General features: G+C 30.2%; 19 protein-coding genes. 11 read left to right on the top strand and 8 right to left on the bottom strand.

Translation table 11 applies throughout. From position 1 onward, the window contains the following. Positions 1-67 precede the first annotated feature (67 nt). Positions 68-2,158 (bottom strand): M13 family metallopeptidase, encoded by a 2,091-nt coding sequence (locus H518_RS0105230; protein ID WP_028888091.1) that lies wholly within the window; start codon positions 2,156-2,158, stop codon positions 68-70. A gap of 65 nt (positions 2,159-2,223) precedes the next feature. Beyond that, complete coding sequence (locus H518_RS0105225; protein ID WP_028888090.1) at positions 2,224-4,380, bottom strand: prolyl oligopeptidase family serine peptidase; 2,157 nt, start codon at positions 4,378-4,380, stop codon at positions 2,224-2,226. 162 nt (positions 4,381-4,542) lie between these two features. Here H518_RS0105225 and trxA point away from each other — a divergent pair, with 162 nt between their 5' ends. The 3 genes from trxA (at position 4,543) to H518_RS0105210 (ending at position 8,746) form a co-directional block, all read left to right on the top strand. After that, a complete protein-coding gene (gene trxA / locus H518_RS0105220; protein WP_028888089.1) occupies positions 4,543-4,902 on the top strand; it encodes a thioredoxin in 360 nt (119 codons plus the stop codon). Between the two features lie 294 nt (positions 4,903-5,196). Next, positions 5,197-6,168, top strand: coding sequence for a ribonucleotide-diphosphate reductase subunit beta (locus H518_RS0105215; RefSeq protein WP_028888088.1), 972 nt, complete (start codon positions 5,197-5,199; stop codon positions 6,166-6,168). Positions 6,169-6,346: 178 nt separating this feature from the next. Continuing rightward, positions 6,347-8,746, top strand: coding sequence for a ribonucleoside-diphosphate reductase subunit alpha (locus H518_RS0105210; protein WP_028888087.1), 2,400 nt, complete (start codon positions 6,347-6,349; stop codon positions 8,744-8,746). 429 nt (positions 8,747-9,175) lie between these two features. Here H518_RS0105210 and H518_RS0105205 read toward each other — a convergent pair whose 3' ends face one another. Next, complete coding sequence (locus H518_RS0105205) at positions 9,176-9,502, bottom strand: hypothetical protein (RefSeq protein ID WP_028888086.1); 327 nt, start codon at positions 9,500-9,502, stop codon at positions 9,176-9,178. Next, positions 9,495-9,995, bottom strand: coding sequence for a Panacea domain-containing protein (locus H518_RS19270; protein WP_051263670.1), 501 nt, complete (start codon positions 9,993-9,995; stop codon positions 9,495-9,497). The genes H518_RS0105205 and H518_RS19270 overlap by 8 nt, the downstream gene beginning before the upstream one ends. Before the next feature lie 233 nt (positions 9,996-10,228). Here H518_RS19270 and H518_RS0105195 point away from each other — a divergent pair, with 233 nt between their 5' ends. The 3 genes from H518_RS0105195 (at position 10,229) to H518_RS0105185 (ending at position 16,578) form a co-directional block, all read left to right on the top strand. Next, a complete protein-coding gene (locus H518_RS0105195; RefSeq protein WP_028888085.1) occupies positions 10,229-11,566 on the top strand; it encodes a deoxyguanosinetriphosphate triphosphohydrolase in 1,338 nt (445 codons plus the stop codon). A gap of 87 nt (positions 11,567-11,653) precedes the next feature. Then, positions 11,654-15,886: a thrombospondin type 3 repeat-containing protein gene (locus H518_RS20405; RefSeq protein WP_051263669.1), complete on the top strand. Its 4,233-nt coding sequence runs from the start codon at positions 11,654-11,656 to the stop codon at positions 15,884-15,886. Continuing rightward, positions 15,886-16,578 carry a fibronectin type III domain-containing protein gene (locus H518_RS0105185; RefSeq protein ID WP_028888084.1) on the top strand — a complete coding sequence of 231 codons (693 nt, stop codon included), beginning with the start codon at positions 15,886-15,888 and terminating at the stop codon, positions 16,576-16,578. The genes H518_RS20405 and H518_RS0105185 overlap by 1 nt, the downstream gene beginning before the upstream one ends. A 66-nt stretch (positions 16,579-16,644) precedes the next feature. Here the strand turns inward: H518_RS0105185 and H518_RS0105180 are convergent, their stop codons facing one another. After that, the gene (locus H518_RS0105180; protein WP_028888083.1) at positions 16,645-17,214 is read right to left on the bottom strand and encodes a DUF3109 family protein; all 570 of its coding nucleotides are present in this window, start codon (positions 17,212-17,214) and stop codon (positions 16,645-16,647) included. A 108-nt stretch (positions 17,215-17,322) separates the two neighbouring features. Between H518_RS0105180 and H518_RS0105175 the strand changes: the two genes are divergently transcribed. Both H518_RS0105175 and H518_RS0105170 read left to right on the top strand, forming a co-directional pair. Then, complete coding sequence (locus tag H518_RS0105175; RefSeq protein ID WP_028888082.1) at positions 17,323-17,907, top strand: MarC family protein; 585 nt, start codon at positions 17,323-17,325, stop codon at positions 17,905-17,907. Beyond that, a complete protein-coding gene (locus tag H518_RS0105170; protein ID WP_028888081.1) occupies positions 17,908-18,525 on the top strand; it encodes a BaiN/RdsA family NAD(P)/FAD-dependent oxidoreductase in 618 nt (205 codons plus the stop codon). Positions 18,526-18,527: 2 nt separating this feature from the next. Here H518_RS0105170 and H518_RS0105165 read toward each other — a convergent pair whose 3' ends face one another. Both H518_RS0105165 and H518_RS21400 read right to left on the bottom strand, forming a co-directional pair. After that, positions 18,528-19,214 (bottom strand): LytR/AlgR family response regulator transcription factor, encoded by a 687-nt coding sequence (locus tag H518_RS0105165; RefSeq protein ID WP_028888080.1) that lies wholly within the window; start codon positions 19,212-19,214, stop codon positions 18,528-18,530. 6 nt (positions 19,215-19,220) lie between these two features. Further along, complete coding sequence (locus H518_RS21400; RefSeq protein WP_240472494.1) at positions 19,221-19,835, bottom strand: sensor histidine kinase; 615 nt, start codon at positions 19,833-19,835, stop codon at positions 19,221-19,223. A 541-nt stretch (positions 19,836-20,376) separates the two neighbouring features. Here H518_RS21400 and H518_RS0105155 point away from each other — a divergent pair. Together H518_RS0105155 and H518_RS0105150 are read left to right on the top strand one after the other, a co-directional pair. Next, positions 20,377-21,264, top strand: a complete 888-nt coding sequence (locus H518_RS0105155) for a hypothetical protein (RefSeq protein WP_028888078.1) — start codon at positions 20,377-20,379, stop codon at positions 21,262-21,264. Positions 21,265-21,282: 18 nt separating this feature from the next. Further along, a complete protein-coding gene (locus tag H518_RS0105150; protein ID WP_028888077.1) occupies positions 21,283-21,666 on the top strand; it encodes a DUF1573 domain-containing protein in 384 nt (127 codons plus the stop codon). A gap of 138 nt (positions 21,667-21,804) precedes the next feature. On the opposite strand, the gene H518_RS0105145 is transcribed toward H518_RS0105150, so the two are convergent. Further along, a complete protein-coding gene (locus H518_RS0105145; protein ID WP_028888076.1) occupies positions 21,805-22,728 on the bottom strand; it encodes a M28 family peptidase in 924 nt (307 codons plus the stop codon). A gap of 95 nt (positions 22,729-22,823) precedes the next feature. On the opposite strand from H518_RS0105145, the gene H518_RS0105140 reads away from it, so the two are divergent. Then, positions 22,824-23,108, top strand: a 285-nt coding sequence (locus H518_RS0105140; protein ID WP_028888075.1) for a transposase, incomplete at its 3' end; no start/stop codon positions are given.

Raw genomic sequence — 23,108 nt, 5'->3', positions numbered from 1 at the left:
TTGTGTCGGTTTTTGTTTTTTAAAATAATTTTCTAAAAAGAGAATCATGCTAAAAACTATTATAATTTTACCAGATTCGTACTCTTTCTTCTGGTTTTAAGTACATTTTATCACCTTCTTTAACACTAAATGCATCATAAAATGCATCTACGTTTTTAAGAGGCATATATGCTCTGTATTGACCAGGAGCATGAGTATTTGTCATGATTAAGTTTTTTAAAGCCTCATCACGCATTTTAGTTCTCCAAATAGTTCCCCAAGAAAGGAAAAAACGTTGGTTAGCAGTATAGCCATCAATTTCACCAGGGTTTCCATTCTTGTTTAAGTAAATCTGTAAACCTTCGTAAGCAGCTTGCACACCACCTAAATCTCCAATATTTTCACCTAAAGTATATTCACCGTTTAAATGCATACTATCAATAGCAATAATATCACTGTATTGTTTTACTAATTTATCACCAATAGTTTTAAACTTTTTAGAATCATCTTCAGTCCACCAGTTTTTTAAATTTCCATCACCATCAAAACGAGCACCTGAATCATCAAAACTATGAGAAATTTCATGACCAATAACAGCACCAATACCACCATAATTTACAGCTTCATCAGCTTTATAATTATAAAAAGGAGGTTGTAAAATTGCTGCAGGAAAAACAATTTCGTTATTTACTGGGTTAAAGTATGCATTTACAGTTTGTGGAGACATTCCCCATTCAGTTCTGTCAACTTTCTTACCTAATTTAGCCATATTTTTATTATAGTTCCATTTGGTAACGTTTATTGCGTTTTCAAAATAAGTTCCCCCATTTTTTAAACCTTTTACTTGTAATTCAGAATAATCTTTCCATTTATCTGGATACGCGATTTTAACTGTTAACTTATGTAATTTAGCTAACGCTTTTTCCTTAGTTTCTTCACTCATCCAAGGTAATTGTGCAATACGCTTTTCGAAACCTAACATTACATTATCAATCATTTCTTCAGCTTTTGCTTTCGCTTCTGGCGGAAACTTAGCATCAACATATAATTTACCTAAAGCTTCACCAATGGCACCGTTTAAGTTTCCTAAAGCACGTTCATCTCTTGCACGTTGTTGTTTAGCTCCACGCATTGTTTTGCTATAAAACTCCCAATTTGCAGTTTCTAAATCGGTACTTAAATAACCTAATGAGTTATTAATCGTATTCCAACGTAATACTAGTTTTATATCATCAACAGAACTAGCTTTAAAAATTTTACTCATTGCTTCGAAATAACCAGGGTCGGTAACAATTATTTTTTCAACATTGTTAACACCAATACCTTTTAAATGTGCGTCCCAGTTAATTGCTGGAGCTAATTTTTGAAGTTCAGCAACTGTCATTGGGTTGTACATTTTACGAGTATCTCTTCGCTCTTCTTTGGTCATCATTGGTTTTGCTAAACTTGTTTCAAAAGCGACAATAGTTGCAGCATTTTTCTTAGCTGTAGCTTCGTCATCACCAAATTTCATTAACATTTTAGCAATAAACTCTTGGTACTTTTCAAGTTTATCTTTTACTTTCTCGTCAACATAATAATCTCTAGATAAACCAAGACTACCACCACCTAAATAACCAGCATTCATACTACTGTTTTTTAAGTCGTTGTAAACACCAAAGCCATAAAAACCACCACCACCATAAGGTGCCATGTTCGTTAAATATGTTTCAATATCTTCTTTTGTTTTTATATCATTAACTTTAGCTAAGTAAGGTTTAATTGGTGCAATACCTTGCTTATTACGAGAAACAGTATCCATAATACTTTCGTAATAATTTACTGCCTTTTCTTGATCTGAATCTATTTCATTTCCTTTAGCGTCTTTTACTTTAGGGAAATTACCTTCTTCAATAGCTTTATTTAAGATTATTAAAACATCATCATCTGTTTTTTTACGAAGTTCACCAAAACCACCCCAAGAAGTTCTGTCTGCAGGAATCTCGGTTTTATCCATCCAAGTTCCGTTTACATGTCTAAAAAAATCATCTGTAGGTTTTACAGAAGTATCCATGTTTTCTAAAATAATTCCCTGAACTTTTTCTTCAGGTTTTGGCGCTGTTTTTTTCTCTGTTTTACACGAAGCAATTGCTAAAGAAGCAACAGCAGTGGTAAACAACATTTTTTGAAAGGTTTTCATTTTTAATGGGTTTATTTAATGACTAGTAATATAATAAGAGTGTTTTTTATGTAAAATGTTACACTTTAACTCTTAATTTTCGATTTTGGTGGATTTGGTAATTGCTCGAAACCCATATTATATAATGTAAATCCAAATATATCAGCATATTGCTCTATAGTTTTAGCTACAGGTGTTCCTGCTCCGTGACCTGCATTTGTTTCGATACGAATCAATACTGGGTTTTCTCCTTGTTGTTTGTCTTGTAATTCAGCAGCAAATTTAAAACTATGCGCTGGTACCACACGATCATCATGATCACCAGTAGTAACCATTGTTGCTGGGTATGCTACATTTTTAACATTATGTACAGGAGAATATCCTTTTAAATAATTAAACATTTCTTTGCTTTGTTCAGCGGTTCCGTAATCATACGCCCAACCAGCTCCAGCAGTAAAGGTATGATAACGTAACATATCTAAAACACCTACGGCAGGTAATGCAACTTTCATTAAATCTGGTCGTTGTGTCATTGTTGCACCTACTAATAAACCACCGTTAGAGCCACCACGAACAGCTAAATAATTAGATGTAGTGTAGTTTTCTTTGATTAAATATTCAGCAGCAGCAATAAAATCGTCAAATACATTTTGTTTTTTTAATTGAGTTCCTGCATCATGCCATTTTTTACCGTATTCACCACCACCACGTAAATTAGGTACAGCATATACACCACCTTGTTCCATCCAAACAGCGTTTGCAATGCTAAATGACGGAGTTAGTGAAACATTAAATCCTCCATAACCATATAAAATTGTTGGGTTTTTACCATTTAGTTCTAATCCCTTTTTATAGGTGATAATCATTGGTACTTTTGTTCCGTCTTTAGAAGCGTAAAAAACTTGTTTACTTTCGTAATCGTCAGAATTAAAAGAAATAGCAGGTTTCCAGTAAGTGGCATACGTTCCGTCTTCTGGATTGAATTTATAAGAAGAACTAGGTGTATTGTAATTGGTAAAAGAAAAGTAAAGTTCTTTAGCTGTTGTTTTTCCACCAAAACCACCAGAAGCACCTACGCCAGGTAATTTTACTTCACGAACTAATTTTCCATTAAAATCATATTGTAAAACCTTAGAAACAGCATCTACCATGTATTCTGTAAAGAAATATCCTGCACCAGTTGATGGTGATAAAACATTTTCAGTTTCAGCAATAAAATCTTTCCAGTTTTCTGAAGTTGGATTTTTAGCATCTACAGTAACAATTTTTTTGTTAGGAGCGTTTAGGTTAGTGACTAAGTATAATTTATCATCACGATTATCAATTACGTAAGTATCACTGTCGTAGTTATCTATAACAGTAACTAATTTACTGTTAGGTTTTGTTAAGTCTTTTAAAAATAACTTGTTTCCTGAGGTTGAAGTAGAAGCAGAGATAACTAAATATTTATCATCTTCAGTTAAAGAACCACCAACATATCTGTTTTTTTCTTCAGCTGTTGCACCAAAAATAATAGCATCATCACTTTGCTTTGTTCCTAGTTTATGATAATATAATTTGTGTTGATCTGTTTTTGCAGAAAGTTCACTTCCTTCGGGTTTATCATAACTAGAATAGTAAAATCCTTCGTTTCCTTTCCAAGAAATTCCAGAAAATTTTACATCAATTAAAGTATCGCCAATAATTTCTTTATCTTGGGTATTCATAACAATAATCTTTCTCCAGTCACTTCCACCTTCAGAAATAGAGTATGCTACAATTTTACCATCTTTTGTAAAATTAATACCACCAAGAGATGTAGTTGCATCTTCAGAAAAAGTATTAGGATCTAAGAAAACTTCTTCTTTACCTCCTTTGTCTTTTCTATATAAAACATATTGATTTTGCAATCCGTTATTTTTATAAAAATAAGTATAATCACCTTCTTTAAAAGGAGTACCTATTTTTTCATAGTTCCATAATTCTGATAAGCGACTTTTTAACTGTTCACGGTAAGGAATTTTACTTAAATAATCGAAAGTAACTCCATTTTCAGCTTTTACCCAGTTTTCAGTTTCTGTGCTTTTATCATCTTCTAACCAACGATAGTTGTCGGTTATTTTTGTTCCAAAATAGTCATCTACAACAGGTTTTTTAGATGTTTCAGGGTATTTCACGGTTGTGTTTTTTTTAATTTGCGTTTCTTTTTTACAAGAGACTAAAATGGTACTTGTAAAAAGAATAGAAAAAAGGATTTTTTTCATAATGTAAGAATTAGTTAATTCTTTCAAAGTTATAAGAAAAATGAATGACAACACTCTTTTTAAGATGAATTTAACACTAAGCAATGATTAGTGTAATCTTTAACAAAGAAAAACGACTACCTTTATACTTGAAAAATTTTCAAGTAAATAATAAAAAATAGAATGACAGAAAATTTAACTAAAGCAACTTTTTTAGAAAAAGTATTTAATTTTGAAGTAAATAAAGAATGGAAATTTGAAGGAGATAAACCTGCGTTGATTGACTTTTATGCAGATTGGTGTGGCCCTTGTAAAGCATTGGCTCCGGTTTTAGAAAAGTTAAGTGAGGAGTATGAGGGTAAAATAGATATTTATAAAGTAGATACTGAAGCAGAACAAGAATTATCAGCTGCTTTCGGAATTCGTAGCATTCCTTCAATGTTATTTTGTAAAGCAGGCGAGCAACCTCAAATGGCAAATGGTGCATTACCACAAAAACAAATTGAGGAAATTATTAAAGATGTTTTAAAGGTTGAAAAATAGCCTTTAAAACAGTTTATAAAAGTGATGCGAAAGTGTCACTTTTTTTATGTGAAAAAAGTAAAATAAGAAACTCAGTGATTATCACTACTCAAGCTTATTTTTAGTTTTTAAGGTGTTGTTTTTTAGTGAATTACTATTTTGTTAAAAAGACGCTATTTTATTTTTTTTTTCAATTTGTTGAAAACTTCAAGGGATTTGTGAATAAGTAAGGCTTTCAGTTTTTAGCAATTTTTTGAATCTTTGTTAACCCCTAAGAAAACAAAATAATAAACAAAATTTAGCACAAAAATAATAATGGCTGCCATCGAACCGATTTTACAAGAAAACAAAGATAGATTTGTAATTTTTCCAATTCAACATGATGATTTATGGGAATGGTATAAAAAACAGCAAGCATGTATCTGGACTGCTGAAGAAATTGATTTATCGGTAGATATTACAGATTGGAATACTAAATTAACTGATGATGAGCGTTATTTTATTAAGCATATTTTAGCTTTTTTTGCGGCTTCTGATGGTATTGTTAATGAAAATTTAGCTGAAAATTTTGTAAATGAAGTTCAATATTCTGAAGCAAAATTCTTTTATGGTTTTCAAATAATGATGGAGAATATTCATTCAGAAACTTATTCTTTATTAATAGATACCTATGTAAAAGATGATGTAGAAAAAGATAGGTTGTTTAAAGCTATTGAAGTTTTTCCTGCAATTAAAAAGAAAGCTGATTGGGCATTAAAGTGGATCGAATCTGATTCGTTTGCTGAACGATTAATTGCTTTTGCAGCAGTAGAAGGTATTTTCTTCTCTGGTTCATTTTGTTCTATTTTTTGGTTAAAGAAAAGAGGTTTATTACCTGGATTAGCGTTTTCTAACGAGTTAATTTCTCGTGATGAAGGAATGCACTGTGATTTTGCTGTGCATTTACATAACCATCACATTGTAAATAAAGTACCAAAAGACCGTATTCGTGAAATTATTATTGATGCACTTACCATTGAAAGAGAATTTATTACAGAATCTTTACCTGTAAGTTTAATTGGTATGAATGCTAAATTAATGACACAGTATTTAGAATACGTAACCGATAGATTATTATTAGAATTTAGTTGTGAAAAAGAATATAATTCTACGAATCCATTTGATTTTATGGAAATGATTTCACTTGAAGGAAAAACAAATTTCTTCGAAAAAAGAGTTTCTGAGTATCAAAAAGCAGGAGTGTCATCTGGAGGTACAGGAGACATTAGCTTTGATGCTGACTTTTAAATAATAAAGAAAAAATACTGCTTTCCCCTACATGCGGTAAAATTAGCTAAAGCATATTTGTGCTTTAGTGTCAATAATCGTTTCAAAAAGAAACAAAATTAATTAAATATGTATGAATCACTATAAGTGTAATGCTTCAGTGACTCTATGAACCAAATTAAAAACCAATAGTAATAATATGTATGTAGCAAAAAGAGATGGTAGAAAAGAGCCTGTGATGTTTGATAAAATCACAGCAAGAATTAAAAAGATGTGCTATGGTTTAAACCAAATTGTTGATCCTGTAAAGGTAGCAATGCGTGTTATTGAAGGTTTATATGATGGAGTAACAACTTCAGAGTTAGATAATTTAGCAGCAGAAGTAGCTGCAACTATGACTACAGCACACCCTGATTATGCTAAATTAGCAGCAAGAATAGCCGTATCTAACTTACATAAAAACACCAAAAAATCGTTTTCTGAAACGATGGTTGATTTATATAAATATGTAAATCCACGTACAGAAAAAAAATCACCTTTATTAGCAGATGATGTATATGATATTATCATGAAAAATGCTGATAAATTAGATTCTACTATTATTTATAATCGTGATTTTAACTATGATTATTTTGGTTTTAAAACATTAGAACGTTCTTACCTATTGAAGTTAAACGGTAATATTGTAGAACGTCCACAACACATGTTAATGCGTGTGTCTATAGGTATTCACAAAGAAGATATTGACGAAGCAATCGCTACATACGAGTTAATGAGTAAAAAATATTTTACCCATGCAACGCCAACGTTATTTAATGCAGGTACCCCAAAACCACAAATGTCGTCTTGTTTCTTATTACAAATGCAAGATGATAGTATTGAAGGTATTTACGATACATTAAAACAAACTGCTAAGATTTCACAATCTGCAGGAGGTATTGGTTTGTCTTTACATAATATTCGTGCAACAGGAAGTTATATTGCCGGTACAAACGGAACATCAAATGGTATTGTACCAATGTTAAAGGTGTTTAATGATACAGCACGTTATGTAGATCAAGGAGGAGGAAAACGTAAAGGTTCTTTTGCAATGTATTTAGAGCCTTGGCATGCTGATATTTTTGATTTTCTTGATTTAAAGAAAAATCATGGTAAAGAAGAAATGAGAGCGCGTGATTTATTTTACGCAATGTGGATGTCTGATTTATTTATGGAACGTGTACAAAATGATGCTGATTGGACGTTGATGTGTCCACATGAATGTCCGCACTTATTTGACACTTATGGTGAAGAGTTTGAGCGTTTGTACACAAGTTATGAGGTTGCAGGAAAAGGTAGAAAAACGATTAAAGCGCGTGATTTATGGGAAAAAATCTTAGAATCACAAATTGAAACAGGTACACCGTACATGTTATATAAAGATGCTGCTAACCGTAAATCAAATCAGAAAAATTTAGGAACTATTCGTTCTTCAAATTTATGTACTGAGATTATGGAATATACAGCTAAAGATGAAGTAGCTGTATGTAATTTAGCATCAATAGCAATACCAATGTTTGTTGGTGAAGATGAAAATGGAAATAAGTTTTTTGACCACGATAAGTTATTTAAGGTAACCAAAAAGGTAATTAGAAATTTAGATACGGTAATTGATAGAAATTTTTATCCAGTTGTTGAAGCAGAAAACTCTAATGTACGTCACCGTCCTGTAGGGTTAGGAATTCAAGGATTGGCAGATGCATTTATTATGTTACGTATGCCTTTTACATCTGAAGAAGCTAAGAAGTTGAATCAAGAAATTTTTGAAACTTTATACTTTGCATCAGTAACCTCATCAATGGAAATGGCAAAAGCAAAAGAGCCATATTCAACATTTAAAGGTTCTCCAATGTCTCAAGGAGAATTTCAACACAATATGTGGGGAGTAAAAGAAGAAGAGTTAAGTGGTCGTTGGGATTGGAATTCTTTACGTACAGAAGTAATGGAACATGGTGTTCGTAACTCTTTATTAGTTGCACCAATGCCTACAGCATCAACGTCTCAAATTTTAGGAAACAATGAAGCTTTTGAGCCATATACCTCTAATATTTATACGCGTAGAGTATTATCTGGTGAGTTTATTGTTGTAAACAAACACTTATTAGAAGACTTAGTAGAGCTTAATTTGTGGGATAACAATATGAAAGAAGATATTATGCGTGCAAACGGATCTATTCAGCATATTGAAACAATTCCACAAGAATTAAAAGATTTATATAAAACAGTTTGGGAAATGAGTATGAAAGATATTATCGATATGGCACGCCATAGAGGATACTTTATCGATCAATCTCAATCATTAAACTTATTTATGAAAGATCCTGATTATGCAAAGTTAACATCTATGCATTTTTACGCTTGGAAATCTGGTTTAAAAACAGGAATGTACTATTTACGTACAAAATCTGCTGTAAACGCAAAACAGTTTACGTTAAATATTGAAAAGAAAGCTGAGGTTATCGAAGAAGATGAGCCAATGAGTGCTACAGAGTTTAAGGCAATGGTTGATGCTTCTAAAAATGGAGCTCCAGATGACGATTGTTTAATGTGTGGTTCTTAAAAGATAATATGTTATTGCAAGCAAAGTGAAGCAATCTGTTAATTAGATTTTCTTATTTGTAATTACATCAATTAAATTAAAAAGTGAAAAAGAGAAGCTGAAAAGCTTCTCTTTTTTGTTAAGTAAATGTTAATAGAAATAGGGGTATATCTATTTTATTAGGAGTACTCCTATTAAATAGTTAGGGGTATTGGGTATTGTAAAAATATTTTTTTCGTATTAATATTGCAGATATTATTATATGATAATTTACAACCAATAAAAATATTCCTTTTAGTGCGAACTCTTTATTAAAGGAAAGGCTATAAAAATTTAGAAAAACACTACTCATCAAACTTGTTGAAAAGAGATGTTCGTGTGCATGCGACGAGTGATATATGAATCTTATGCTTTTCTTTTAAAGAGTTTTAAAAATAGAAATGGGCAATTTTATTTAAATAAATAGCGCATAACGAGTATGAAAATACCAACAATAGTTGCTAATGATGAGGTAATTAAAGCAATTAAAACACTATCATTTAGGTTAAAACTAGTTATTTTAGAAAAGCCAGACAGTATAATTATTAATAAGATAATACTTGTAAATCCACACAAAAAAAGGTAGGTTCTAAAAGCATACTTTTTTCGTTCATATCGATCTTGTACTCTGTCGTAAACCTCTTGTTCGGTTAAGGCAGTGTTTTTATCTATTTTTTTAGTAGTATCAACATGAAGATTCTTAGATTCTTCTAATAATTCGTCTAATTTATTACGCACTCTTTAGTTGTTTATCTAAGTTCATAATAAATCTATCATAATACCTTTTTATAAGATTGTTGTTAATAACAATATTATGACCTGGCCTGTAGGTTAAACTCCATGGAGTTCCTGCCATATGGGTTAAATCTACTAAATCTTTTGCCGTAATATCTCGGTATAGTTGCCATGTTAATAGTACAATTTTCTGATCTTCTTCATTCTTTAAGGTAGGTTCAGAAAGTTGTTGCCAATTGTCATCATCTAACATTACCGAATTCGTTGTAATAGGACTCGATTTAAAATGTTTAAATTCATGATATACACTTGGTATTACTGGGCCAAATTTCCATGCCTCAATAGCATCATTTTCAAATAATGGGCGCTCTAAAAGAGACAAAGAAAGCCCTTGCGATATATACATTAACTTTATCAACTTCATGTTGGTAAGTTCGTAATCCGTTTTTTTTGCAAGTTTTATAAACTCATTAACAACTGAACTGGTTGTTCCCATAATTACTTAATTTGTAATAAAAATAAATACGTATTCTTCTAGAAAGAATTAATATACACAAAAATACATAATAATACAATAATTAAACGGTTCTTTTATACAATATTGTATAAAAACAACTATTTAAAATTCAGTGCCTTATGAATTTACCCTTAGAAACAAAGAATTAATAAAACAAGATTGGTTATAAACTTTTCTTTTTTAGTATTTTCGACGAAACTTATAGTAATAGAATGAACTGGGAGCAATTATTATCGTTAAAACGATTTGGAGATACACAAAAACGAGAACGCATAAAACAAGATGAAACTCGTTTAGGGTTTGAGGTAGATTTTGATAGGATTATATTTTCTTCGGCTTTTCGTAGTCTTCAAGACAAAACACAGGTAATTCCACTTTCTAAAACGGATTTTGTACATACCAGATTAACACATAGCTTAGAGGTATCGGTTGTAGGTAGAACGTTGGGAAGAAGAGTTGGTAAAGAATTGTTAGAACGTCATCCAAACCTTAAAGCATTAGGATATACCTTTAATGATTTTGGAGCTATTGTGGCAACAGCAGCGGTGACACATGATATAGGAAACCCTCCTTTTGGGCATTCAGGAGAAAAAGCAATAGGGGAGTATTTTAAAACTGGTAAGGGGCTTCAATATAAAGAGCAACTTACCGAAAAGGAATACCAAGACTTAATAGATTTTGAAGGAAATGCAAATGGTTTTAAAATTTTAACTGAGAGTAATCAAGGGGCTGATGGAGGTTTACGTTTATCGTATGCAACTTTAGGAGCATTTATGAAGTATCCTAAAGAATCATTACCAAAGAAACCAACCAAGCATATTGCTGATAAAAAATATGGTTTTTTTCAATCAGAAAAAGCATCTTTCTTAGATGTAGCAAATGATTTAGGTTTAAAGAATAAAGTAAGTGATGGAATCTCATATTATCGTCATCCATTAGCATATTTAGTAGAAGCTGCTGATGATATTTGTTATACAATTATCGATTTTGAAGATGGAATTAATCTTGGTTTAATAGATGAAGATTATGCTTTAGAATACATGATTAAGTTAGTTAAAAATACAATTGATAGTCAAAAATACCATTCGCTTAAATATAAAAAAGATCGTATAAGCTACTTAAGAGCTTTAGCAATAGGCGTACTAATTAACGAGGCAGTTGCTATTTTTTTAGAAAATGAAGAAAGCATTTTGAACGGAAGTTTTGAAAATTCGTTATTAGATAAATGTAAGTATGAAGCGCAGATAAACGATATAATTAAAATTAGTATAGAAAAAATATATCGTAGTAAAGATGTTGTTGAAAAAGAAGTAGCGGGCTATAAAATTATTGCCGATCTATTAGATGTTTTTGTTACTGCGCTAAATAATAAATTTAAAGGAACACAATCTAATTACGATACTTTAGTATTGAACTTACTTCCTAAAGAATATCAACAAGAAAAAGAAGAATTGTATGATAGAGTAATGCAAATTTGTAGTTATGTATCAGGTTTGTCAGATGGTTTTGCAATAAGACTTCACAAAAAATTAACAGGGAATATTATTTAATTGAAATAGTATAATTTTTGCTTTTTGTTTTTAAATGAGTTAGGGTCATTTTAAAACAAACTGTTTAATAATATATATAACTTTACTATGAATAAAAAAACACTTTTTTTTGGTTTACTTATACCATTAGCCATAGTTGGCGGTATCTTTAAAATAATAGATACTAAAAATGCTGATGTTAATAAACTAAGAAATCAACATGCTGAATTTTTAAAAAATCACCCATTTCAAGAAATAGGAAAACTTCCTAAAAAAGAAAGAAAAGCACAAGGTTTACCACCTAATGCGTTTTTTGAACAAAAATATTTGAGTGAAATAAATCCAATTACAGGAAGAACTCACCAAGAAAATATTTTAAAACTTCGAGAAAAGTTAAATAAAAGTAAAGGAAATAAAAGGGCGCCAGGAGAAGTAGACAATAATTGGATAGAAAGAGGGCCCGATAATGTAGGAGGAAGAACAAGAGCATTAATTTTTGATCCTAATGATACTACTAACGAAACTGTATTCGCAGGAGGTGTAAGTGGAGGTTTATGGAAAAATACAAAAATATCTGATCCGTCAAATAAATGGGTTCGTGTAGGAATTCCAGAAAACTTAGCCGTTTCTTGTATTGCTGTTGACCCAAATAATTCTAAAATATTTTATGTAGGTACTGGTGAGTCGTATGTAAATGGTGATGCAAATGGAGACGGACTTTGGAAAACTGTTGACGGAGGAAATACATGGTCAAAAATTTTTGGAGGTGCCACCCAAGCTTCTTTTTTAGATACAAATTCTAAATTAACAATTAGCTCACCTGCAAGTATTTCTGGTGACTATGTAACTGTGTTAACAAATACTTTTGGAGGAGATTTAACAGCTCCAATAACAAAAGATTTAATTTTGGTTAATGATGGCACAAGTCCAAATGAAGATGGTTGTGAAGCAGTTACGAACGGAGCAAGTTTAGCCGGTAAAATTGCAGTAATCGTTAGAGGAACATGTAATTTTTCAGCAAAAGCTAAAAACGCACAAGACGCAGGTGCAGTAGCAGTAATAGTTGTTAATAATCAAAATACGAATCCATTTAATATGGCAGCAGGAGATGGGTCTGGAAGTGTAACTATTCCTTCTGTAATGATTAGTAAAAAAGATGGAGATGCTATAATAAGCGAATTAGGTTTAGGAACTGTTAGTGCTACGTTAAGTAAAACAAATAGTAGTGCAACAAACAGTACTATTGTGTCAGGAATACAACATATTAATGATTTAATAGTTAGAAATAATTCAGGTAAATCAGAAGTATATATTGCAGCAGGAGAATCAGGATATACAGGAGGTGTTTCTTTAGGGGGTGATAGTTTTGGTGTTTATAAATCAGTTGACGGAATTAATTTTTCTCAACTAAATATACCTAAAACAGCGGCAGGAAATGAACACGAACCTAATAATTTGGAAATAGCTTCTGATAATTCTATTTACTTGAGTACAACAAGAAGTAGTACATTTTATGATGGAGGTGGCGTTATCTTTAAATCCACAAATGGAACTACATTTAATAAAGTTCATACAATAACAGATGGTGTTAGAACTGAAATAGCAGTATCACCAACAAACCCTAATACGGTATATGTTTTGGCACAGACAAGTACACCAGGAGCGCCAGTAAAAATATTTAAAACAGTAGATAATTTTACAAATATTACTGCTTTACCATTACCAAATGATGCTGATACCGGTATTGATACTACTGATTTTACAAGAGGGCAAGCATTTTATGACTTATTACTAAGAATAGACCCGAATGATGAAAATACTTTATATGTTGGTGGAATTGATTTATTTAAAACTACTGATGGAGGTACAAACTGGAATCAATTATCACATTGGTACGGAGGATTTGGTTATCAAAATGTGCATGCAGATCAACACGGATTAGCATTTGCATCATCTAACAGAATGGTTTTTAGTAATGATGGAGGTGTTTATTTTTCAAATAATTCAGGAACAAACATTTCTGCAAGAAATAAAAATTATAATACATTACAATTCTATACAGTAGGTGTTGCACCAACAACAGCATTTAATGGTGCCGAATATTTTATAGCAGGTGCACAAGATAACGGTACTCAATTAATAAGAGAAGCTACAGCTGGTATTAATAGTTCGATCAGCGCTAGTGGTGGTGATGGTGCTGCAAGTTTTTTTGATACAGATGGAACAGATAAATATTATATAACTAATTATGTATATAATCAATCTATAAGTCTTTATAATTATGCTACTAATAGCAGAATTGATGTTAATGAGGAAGAAAGCTCTAATGGAGATTTTATTAACCAAGAGGAGTTAGATTCTAATTTAAATATTTTATATTCAAATTATTCTAGCGGAGACAATCATATAGTAAAAAGATATTCAAGTTTGTTAGGTGTAATTACTAAAAAAGATTTAACAAATGGGTTAATGAATAGTGCACCATCTGCATTAAAAATTTCATCATATACTACAACATCTAGTAAGCTTTATTTAGGTTTAAAAAATGGGAAGTTATTAAAAGTAGAAAACGCTAATGTTGATGCTGGAGTTTGGTCTGAAATTACAGGATCTAGCTTTATTGGTTCTATTTCTGATATAGAATTTGGGAAAAATGAAAATCAAATTTTCGTTACAATGCATAATTATGGCGTTGTAAGTGTTTGGTATTCTAATGACGGAGGTGTTACTTGGGAGAATAAAGAAGGAGATTTACCAGATATCCCTGTTAAATCAATTATACAAAACCCTTATGATGAAAATGAAATAATCATTGGTACCGATTTAGGTGTTTGGAAAACAAGTAATTTTAATGTTAGTTCACCAACATGGAAACGATCAGATAATGGAATGAGTAATGTACCTGTTTTAGATTTAGATTTAAGAAATGATAATGTAGTGTTTGCAGCAACTTATGGTAGAGGAATATTTTCAGGTAGTTTTTTAAACCCATCAGAAGATGCAGATGGTGATGGTGTTAATAATGATACCGATAACTGCCCTACAACAGCCAATGCAGATCAAGCAGATGTTGATGGTAATGGAATAGGTGATGTTTGTCAAGATACCGATGGTGATGGTGTTTTAGATATTAATGATAATTGTGTAAATAAAATAAACCCAGATCAGAAAGATAGTGATGGTGATGGTATAGGAGATGCTTGCCAAGATGCCGATGGCGATGGCGTTATGGATAATATAGATAATTGTTTAACAGTAGCTAATCCAGATCAGAAAGATAGAGACGGTAATGGAGTTGGAGATGTTTGTCAAGATGGTGATAACGATGGTATCATGGATGATAAAGACAATTGTCCTACAATATCAAATCCAGATCAAAAAGATACTGATGGTAATGGAGTTGGAGATGTTTGTCAAGATGGCGATAATGATGGTGTTATAGATTCTATTGACAACTGTTTAACAACACCAAATGCAGATCAAAAAGATAGTGACGGTAACGGTATAGGAGATGCTTGTCAGGATACCGATAGCGATGGTGTTATGGATAATGTAGATAATTGTATTAATGTTAAAAATTCAGACCAGAAAGATACTAACGGAAACGGAATAGGAGATGTATGCGATACTAGTTATTTAACAGCAAACAATATTTCTATTCAAACTATATCAGAAACTTGTGTAGGTGAGAATGATGGGAAGATAACAGTAAACATAAAAGAAACGTTCGTAAGTTATACTGTAACCTTAAAAGGTGATGGAAAAGATGAAACAAAACAACTAACGACAACATCATTAACTTTTGAAAATTTAAAACCAGCTTCTTACGAGATTTGTGTTAAGGTTGATGATAAGAATTATACACAATGCTTTGAAATAAATATTAAAAAAGCAAATACTGTATCATTAAAAGTAGCCAAGAATCAACAATCTAAAGATTATACAATTAATGTAAATTCAGGAACAGCACCATATAATGTTTATTTAAATGGAAGTTTAATAAACACATTTAATCAATCTACATTTAATGTTAAGATTGCTAAAAGTGGAGTTTTAGAAGTTAAAACAGCCAAAAGTTGTGAAGGAGTGTTTAAGACAATGATAGATAATGTTTTCTTAAAAAGAAATCCAGTAGGTAATACTATTGATTTATTAGTGCCATCAGATATGAGTTCTAATATAGGTATAAAAGTTTTTGATGTTAGCGGAAAACTTGTTTTACAAAAAACAATTCAAAAGCAAGGAAATGAGTTGTCTATTCCATTTAGAGGTTTTAACTCTGGAATTTATATCCTAAAAATAGGAACTGATAATACAAATACTTTTAAAATATTAAAATAATGAGAAAAGTTATAAAAACAATAGCAATATTTTCACTTACGTTATTTATTTCTTGTGGAGGTACTAGCAGTAAAGAACCTGTTAATGATGCGCCAACAAAAGTAGATTTAATATACCCTACTCAAAATTTATTATGCATTGATAATACGATCTCTTTTGATTGGAGTGATGCTACAGATGAGAATAATGATGATATTAGTTATAAAATTGAATTTTCTGATACCAGAGAAATGGCTAATGTTACAAAAACAGAAACGGCTAACACCTCAACAAAATCTATTACTTTAGATAAAGGAATTGCTTATTATTGGAGAGTAACAGCTATTGATGGTAAGGGTAAGTCTGGGGAAGTATCTTTAGTAAATGCTTTTTATACAAAAGGAGTTGGAGAAACAAATACGGTTCCATTTACAGCAGAAATAGTAAGTCCCGTAAATGAAGCTTCATTAGGTGCAGGAACTGTATCTGTAGATTTAAAATGGAAAGGTGCAGACTCTAATACAAATGATACATTAAAGTATGAAGTATATTTTGGTGAAACAACAGATTTGACTTTGTTAGAAGGTGATGTAACTGTTTTAATAAAAAATGTTACCATAGAAAGTGGAAAAACATATTATTGGAAAATTAATACAATTGATAATTCAGGAGCAAAATCTATAGGACAAGTTTGGAGTTTTAGTGTTAATTAAAACACTATAATTATAAGTAAAATAAAAAACGACGCTATTTAGCGTCGTTTTTTATTTTACTTATAATTATTTCTTTCTTTTTTCAACAAGTATTTCTAATTCATCATACCAATTCTGTCCAAATTTTCTAATAAGCGCCTGTTTTACAAATTTATAAACTGGCACTTGTAATTCTTTTCCTAAAGAACAAGCATCATCACAAATTTCCCATTTATCATAATTAACAGCAGAAAACTCACTGTATTCTTTAACCCTAACAGGGTATAAATGACAGGAAACAGGTTTTTTCCAATCAACTATTCCTTGATTATATGCCTCCTCAATAGCGCATAAAGCAGTTTGTTTTTCATCAAAAATAACATAAGCACAATCAGCATCATCAATTAAAGGAGTTTCTAGCTCTCCAAAATCACTCGTAATCCATGTACCTTGTTTTTCGATAGCAGCAATACCTTCTTTGCGAAGAAATGGTTTAATTTTAGGATATATATCTTCTAAAATTTTTGTTTCTTCTTTCTCTAATGGAGCACCAGCATCACCATCAATACAACAAGCACCTTTACAAGCGGCTATATTACAAACAAAGTCTTTGTCAATAATATCTTCTGAAACAATAGTTTTTCCTAATTGGAACATAAAAATAGTTTAAGTTGGAAGTTTACAAAAACTTCACGTAAATTTAGATGCAAAAATACTAGATTGTAACATTACTTATATAATTTAGCACATGAAAAACAAAATATTATGGATTTTAACTTCAAAGAAATTTTAACAGCCTTTATGGTATTGTTTGCGGTAATTGATATTATTGGAAATATTCCTATTATTATTGACCTCCGTAAAAAAGTAGGACACATACAATCAGAAAAAGCATCAGTTATTGCTGGTTTTATAATGATTTTATTTTTATTTGTTGGTAAACAACTATTGGGTTTAATAGGTGTTGATGTACATTCTTTTGCAGTAGCAGGTGCATTTATTTTATTTTTTATTGCCTTAGAAATGATTTTAGGAATTACCTTATATAAAGATGACGATGACGAAGAAACGTTAACGGCAACAGTTTTTCCGCTTGCATTTCCATTAATTGCAGGACCAGGGAGTTTAACAACACTTTTATCTTTGCGTGCAGAATTTCATATATCAAATATAATTATTGCAGTTTTATTAAACGTATTAGTTATCTACATCGTATTAAAAACATCTCCAAAAATTGAAAAATTTATTGGTAATAATGGAATTAAAATAATTAGAAAAATATTTGGTGTTATTTTATTAGCTATTGCAGTACGATTATTTGCAGAAAATATTAAAGTATTATTAGCATAAATGATTTTTGACGTTTTAATTATCGGTGGCGGTGTTTCGGGTATGCAATGTGCATTAGTTATAGGTTCTGCGCATAAAAAAGAATACGCTAAAAATAAAAAAGTGGGTATTTTAATTCATCAACGAACTTCTCATCTAGAGAGCGCTTTGTTTAATAATGTTTTAGGATTAGCTGAAGGAACATTAGGTAAGGATATTTTAATTGCTGGAAAAGAACAATTAAGAAGTCAGTACCCTAGTGTATCTCAAATAGAGAATGAAAAGGTTGTAGCCGTTTTAGAGAATGAGAATGGCTATAAAATAATTACAAATAAACAAGAGTACTATAGTAAAACAGTTGTTATAGCATTAAATTACGCTAAGCCATTTGAAATTGCTGGATTAGAACAATATATAGAACCACATATGAGGGCGAATGCTATGAAAGATAGAATTCAGCTACGTAATTTTAATCATTTAATTAAAAAAGATTTATATGTTTGTGGAACTTTAGCAGGTTGGCGTAGCCAGTTTGCAATAGCAGCTGGTAGTGGAGCAAGTGTAGCTACTGATATATTAACAGAATGGAATGCTAATATTCCAACAAAAGTACATGATAAAATTATAGAGAATAAATAACACTATTGGCTAGTTTTCAAATTAGCCAATAGTGTTTTCTTATAAGTTCTACCAATAGGTAGTTTTTCATTGTTAATAAACAGACTTGTACCTGTAAACTTCCTTATCTGTTTTATATTTATAATATATGATTTGTGTATTTGTACAAATTTATGCGCATTTAAAGTGTCTTTCCATTTTTTTAAAGAATCAATAACTGTTAGTTTTTTATCAATGGTAAAAAATGTAACATAATTTCTATCAGATTCTAAATACAAAATATCTTCTACATAGAGTTTATGTATAGTTTTATCTACACTTATATAAATAATTTCTTTTTCTATAGAAGTTTCAGTATTTAATTGTTTTTCAACTTTTGACGTAGCTTTTAAAAAGCGGTCAAAAGAAAAAGGTTTAACAAGATAATCAACAATAGTATCTAATTCAAAACTACTTACAGCATAATCAGGATAGGCAGTTGTAACAATTATTTTAGGTGGATTTTTAATTGTTTTTATAAAATCTAACCCAGAAATATCAGGTAAATTAATGTCTAAAAAAATAGTATCTACAGTGTTGTCTTTCAAAAAAGTATTCGCACTAATAGCAGTTTGAAAAGTATTTACCAACTCAAGATCAGGAATTTTTCGAATGTAGTTTTTTATAATATTTTGTGCTGGAAGTTCATCCTCTATAATAATACAAGTCATAAGCATTTATAGTAAATTTAAGGATAGTGATATTTTAAAAACAGTAGTTTTATCAATAATTAATTCATATTTATTTTTATATAATAAATCCAATCGTTTTTTAAGGTTTTTTAAACCAATAGCATTCTCGCTTTTTACTGGTTTTTCATTAAAATTATTTTCACAAACACAAGTTAGTATATTTTCTTTTACGGTAATATTAATCGTAACAATACTATTAATGGTACTATGTTTAAAAGCATTTTCAATTACGGTAACTAATAACAATGGAGCTATTTTGTAATTCTCTTTATCTGTAGAAATCTTATAATTTATTTTTTTAAGACCTTCAGTTCTAATTTTATGAAAAACAATATAGTTGTTTATAAATTGAATTTCTTTAGATATACTTACTTTTTCAGAATTACTTTCATATAAAACATGTTTCAGATTATCTGATAGTTTTAAAATTAAATCTGGTGCTTTTGCTGGTTTTTCAATTGAATATGAATAAATAGTGTTTAAGTTGTTAAATAAAACATGTGGATTTATCTGTGATTTCAAAAATTTCAATTCCATTTCTGTTCTTTCTTGCTGTATTCTTTCTACCTCCTCTGCTGTATCAATATATCTAAAAAGCATCCATATAAATGAAAAAAATAAGAGCGGAGTTAATGTTTGCCAGAGATAATCACTTAAACATTTCATGATTGAACACCCGCAGCGAGCAAAAACATTGCAATACAATTGTGTTGCTAAAAATGAAATTAACAAAAAAATTAAGCTATAAAGAATATACCATCTTTTTTTTACAAAAAAAGGTAATAGAATTTGATTGTTGGTGTAAACAAGAACAATAAGTATGAAAAAATACTGTAAAAATGGATTTTCAGCCCAATAATAGCGCGTAAAAACAAATAGTGATATAAATGTGAATAACACCCAAAAAAGGACGTGAATAAGCACCTGAGAGCTATATTTTCTATTAAGTTTTATCATAGTTATTGTAAGTAACTAAAATTTGGTGGTTTAGCAAAATATTAAGTACCAAAGGTCATTTAGAAAGTATGTATTACTGTTTTTAACAATTAATTGTAGTTGATATAGCTTTTTTTGGAGTATATCCGTTTGTTTTTTTTATAGAACATAAAGGACATACATTTGAATAAAACCATAAAAACACATGAAAATATCAATAACAGTTCTACTTATTTTAATTAGTAATATTGTTGTAGGACAGCATATTAATAAAACAACGAAAGACAGTAAAGGTAAACTTATGTTATTAGGGAAAACAGATAAAAATGCTTTTAAAAAGCGAGATTTTTCTTGGTTTCAAAATAATTATGAAGCATACATTACAAATGACAAAATAATAAACAAACTAAAAGACTCGCTAAAAAATTATTCGATTAAAGCTTTTTATGGCACATGGTGTGGAGATAGTAAAAGAGAAGTTCCTAAATTCTATAAAGTAATTGATGAAATAGGTTTTGATGAAAATCGATTAGAAATGATTGGTGTTGATAGAAAGGCTGAAGCATATAAAGCATCACCAAATGGAGAAGAAATAGGGTTAAATATTCATAGAGTTCCGACTTTTATTTTTTATAAAAATAATATTGAAGTAGCAAGAATTGTTGAATATCCAAAGCAAGATTTTGAACGCGATATACTTACAATTACTAGTGGTAAAAAATATACTCCACAATATGTGATTGCAGAACATTTAAATAAATTAATGATTGATAAGACGCTAGATGAATTAAAGAAAAACGAAAAAGAACTTATTGCTTCGTTAGTTGAATTTACAAAGGGTAGTAGAGAACTTAATACTTTTGGGTATAAATTACTTAGATCTAAAAACATTAGTAAAGCCTTTTTTGTTTTTGAATTGAACACTAAAATGTACCCGTATAAATACAATGTTTTTGATAGTTTAGGAGAAGCCTATTATTTAATTAGAGCCTATGATAAAGCATTAAATAATTATGATAAAGTTTTACAGTTAAAGCCGAATGATAAAAACGCTTTAGAAATGATAGAAAAAATAAAAAAAGAAATTAATTAATACTAAAAACCAGAATACATGAAAACAATTTTAACATTAGCCACTATATTTTTTATGGCAGTTGCGGTAAATGCTCAAGAATTCAAATTCGAAACAGCATCTATTGATTACGGAAAAATAGAGAAAGGTTCAGAAAAGAAAAGAGTATTTGAATTCACTAATATTGGTGATGCCCCTATAATTATTACACAAGTTGTATCTACTTGTGGATGTGCTGTACCTAAAAAACCAGAAAAACCAATTATGCCTGGACAAAAAGGATTAATTGAAGTTTCTTATGATACAAATCGAGTAGGGGGATTTTCAAAAATGTTTACTGTAGTTTCAAATGCTAAAGCAAAAAGAAAGACATTAAAAATAAAAGGGTTTGTAACAGGTAAAAATGTAATCGCTTCTAAATAAAAAAAATCCCAAGTGAAAACTTGGGATTTTAATTATATATAAGAAACCTTTATTTAATTCAGTATTACTATATATTCACAATATTTATCTGTGTGGAGTTTATTATGATTGATGACAACGCATTAAGATGTTTTAATATTACAGTTTCTTAGCATCTAGTTGTGTAAAAACGTTTAATAATGTTTGAATAGCGTTTATTGTAAATTGTTGATCTATGCTTTCATAAACATCAGTTGATTTATGATAATCCTTGTGATCAGGTACACCAAAATATATAAAAGGAATATTTTTTTTGTGAAATGCAGCGTGATCGCTAGAATTTGTCCAATCATCTAAGTTATCCAAACCTTCATGACCTATAAGTAATTCAACTCCGTCTATGTTATCAAAAGAAGATATCGTTTCTTTAAGAGGTTGAGAATATCTAGTTCCTACTGCATATAATTCTTTACTATCACTTCTAGAAATCATATCAAAATTTAAATTCAATACAATCTTATTTAAATCAATTATCGAATTATCTGCAAAATGGTAAGCTCCTTTTAAACCTAACTCTTCAGCATCAAAAGATGCCAATATAACATTGTGTTTTGGAGGGTGAGTTTTAAAGTATTCAGCAAATGCAAATAAGGCAGCAACACCTGAAGCATTATCATCAGCACCATTAAATATTTTATCATTTATGATACCTAGATGATCGTAATGAGCAGATAATATAATATATTTATCTGTATGCTCTGTACCTTTAATAAGGCCTAAAACATTAACTGCACTATAGTCTTTTTCTCCATGGGTGAAAGAGAAAGATTGTTCGAAATTTTCAAGAAGTGGTATTACATTTAGTTTTTTAAAACGTTCTTTTATGTAATCTTTAGCTTTTGTTGCTCCTAAAGTAGATGTCTTTCTACCTTCAAATTCATCAGATGATAATTTTTTAATATCATCTAATATTAAATTTGTTGTAAACTCATATACAAGGGGTGTAGTTTTCTCTGTTTCTGATTTACAAGAAATTACAAACGCACTTAAAATAACTATAACTAAAAAATGTAATGTCTTCATAGGGAACTAAATAAATTTAAGGCTAAATTAAATAAAAAAAACCTAAGCATTTTACACTGCCCCCAAAAAGTTAGACACTATTTGGGGGTATTTTTATGGGCAGAAAAGTCAAGTATGATTATGCATTTAAACTTGAATGTGTAAAATTAGTTTTAGAATCACACTATTCAGCAGCAGCTGTTTCTAAACAAAAAGGTCTAAATGAATCTAACATTCGTAAATGGGTTGGTTTTTACAAAGCCCAAGGGGAAAAAGGGTTATTACCTAGGAATAACAGGAGCTATTCAGCAACTTTCAAGTTAGAAGTCTTACAGACAATTGATAAAGAGTTTTTATCGTTAAGAGATGCTTGTTTTAGATTCAATATTCCAGACCCTGGT

The organism is Tenacibaculum ovolyticum DSM 18103 (assembly GCF_000430545.1).
GTDB classification, from domain to species: domain Bacteria; phylum Bacteroidota; class Bacteroidia; order Flavobacteriales; family Flavobacteriaceae; genus Polaribacter; species Polaribacter ovolyticus.
Note: the sequence above shows the minus strand (reverse complement) of the source record. Positions and strands in the feature narration are given on the sequence as shown.

Excerpts from the sequence above, each read along its gene's own strand:
- H518_RS0105230 (WP_028888091.1), bottom strand. The coding sequence starts at position 2,158 with ATGAAAACCTTTCAAAAAATGTTGTTTACCACTGCTGTTGCTTCTTTA.
- H518_RS0105225 (WP_028888090.1), bottom strand. The coding sequence starts at position 4,380 with ATGAAAAAAATCCTTTTTTCTATTCTTTTTACAAGTACCATTTTAGTC.
- trxA (WP_028888089.1), top strand. The coding sequence starts at position 4,543 with ATGACAGAAAATTTAACTAAAGCAACTTTTTTAGAAAAAGTATTTAAT.
- H518_RS0105215 (WP_028888088.1), top strand. The coding sequence starts at position 5,197 with ATGGCTGCCATCGAACCGATTTTACAAGAAAACAAAGATAGATTTGTA.
- H518_RS0105210 (WP_028888087.1), top strand. The coding sequence starts at position 6,347 with ATGTATGTAGCAAAAAGAGATGGTAGAAAAGAGCCTGTGATGTTTGAT.
- H518_RS19270 (WP_051263670.1), bottom strand. The coding sequence starts at position 9,995 with ATGGGAACAACCAGTTCAGTTGTTAATGAGTTTATAAAACTTGCAAAA.
- H518_RS0105195 (WP_028888085.1), top strand. The coding sequence starts at position 10,229 with ATGAACTGGGAGCAATTATTATCGTTAAAACGATTTGGAGATACACAA.
- H518_RS20405 (WP_051263669.1), top strand. The coding sequence starts at position 11,654 with ATGAATAAAAAAACACTTTTTTTTGGTTTACTTATACCATTAGCCATA.
- H518_RS0105185 (WP_028888084.1), top strand. The coding sequence starts at position 15,886 with ATGAGAAAAGTTATAAAAACAATAGCAATATTTTCACTTACGTTATTT.
- H518_RS0105180 (WP_028888083.1), bottom strand. The coding sequence starts at position 17,214 with ATGTTCCAATTAGGAAAAACTATTGTTTCAGAAGATATTATTGACAAA.
- H518_RS0105175 (WP_028888082.1), top strand. The coding sequence starts at position 17,323 with ATGGATTTTAACTTCAAAGAAATTTTAACAGCCTTTATGGTATTGTTT.
- H518_RS0105170 (WP_028888081.1), top strand. The coding sequence starts at position 17,908 with ATGATTTTTGACGTTTTAATTATCGGTGGCGGTGTTTCGGGTATGCAA.
- H518_RS0105165 (WP_028888080.1), bottom strand. The coding sequence starts at position 19,214 with ATGACTTGTATTATTATAGAGGATGAACTTCCAGCACAAAATATTATA.
- H518_RS21400 (WP_240472494.1), bottom strand. The coding sequence starts at position 19,835 with ATGCTTTTTAGATATATTGATACAGCAGAGGAGGTAGAAAGAATACAG.
- H518_RS0105155 (WP_028888078.1), top strand. The coding sequence starts at position 20,377 with ATGAAAATATCAATAACAGTTCTACTTATTTTAATTAGTAATATTGTT.
- H518_RS0105150 (WP_028888077.1), top strand. The coding sequence starts at position 21,283 with ATGAAAACAATTTTAACATTAGCCACTATATTTTTTATGGCAGTTGCG.
- H518_RS0105145 (WP_028888076.1), bottom strand. The coding sequence starts at position 22,728 with ATGAAGACATTACATTTTTTAGTTATAGTTATTTTAAGTGCGTTTGTA.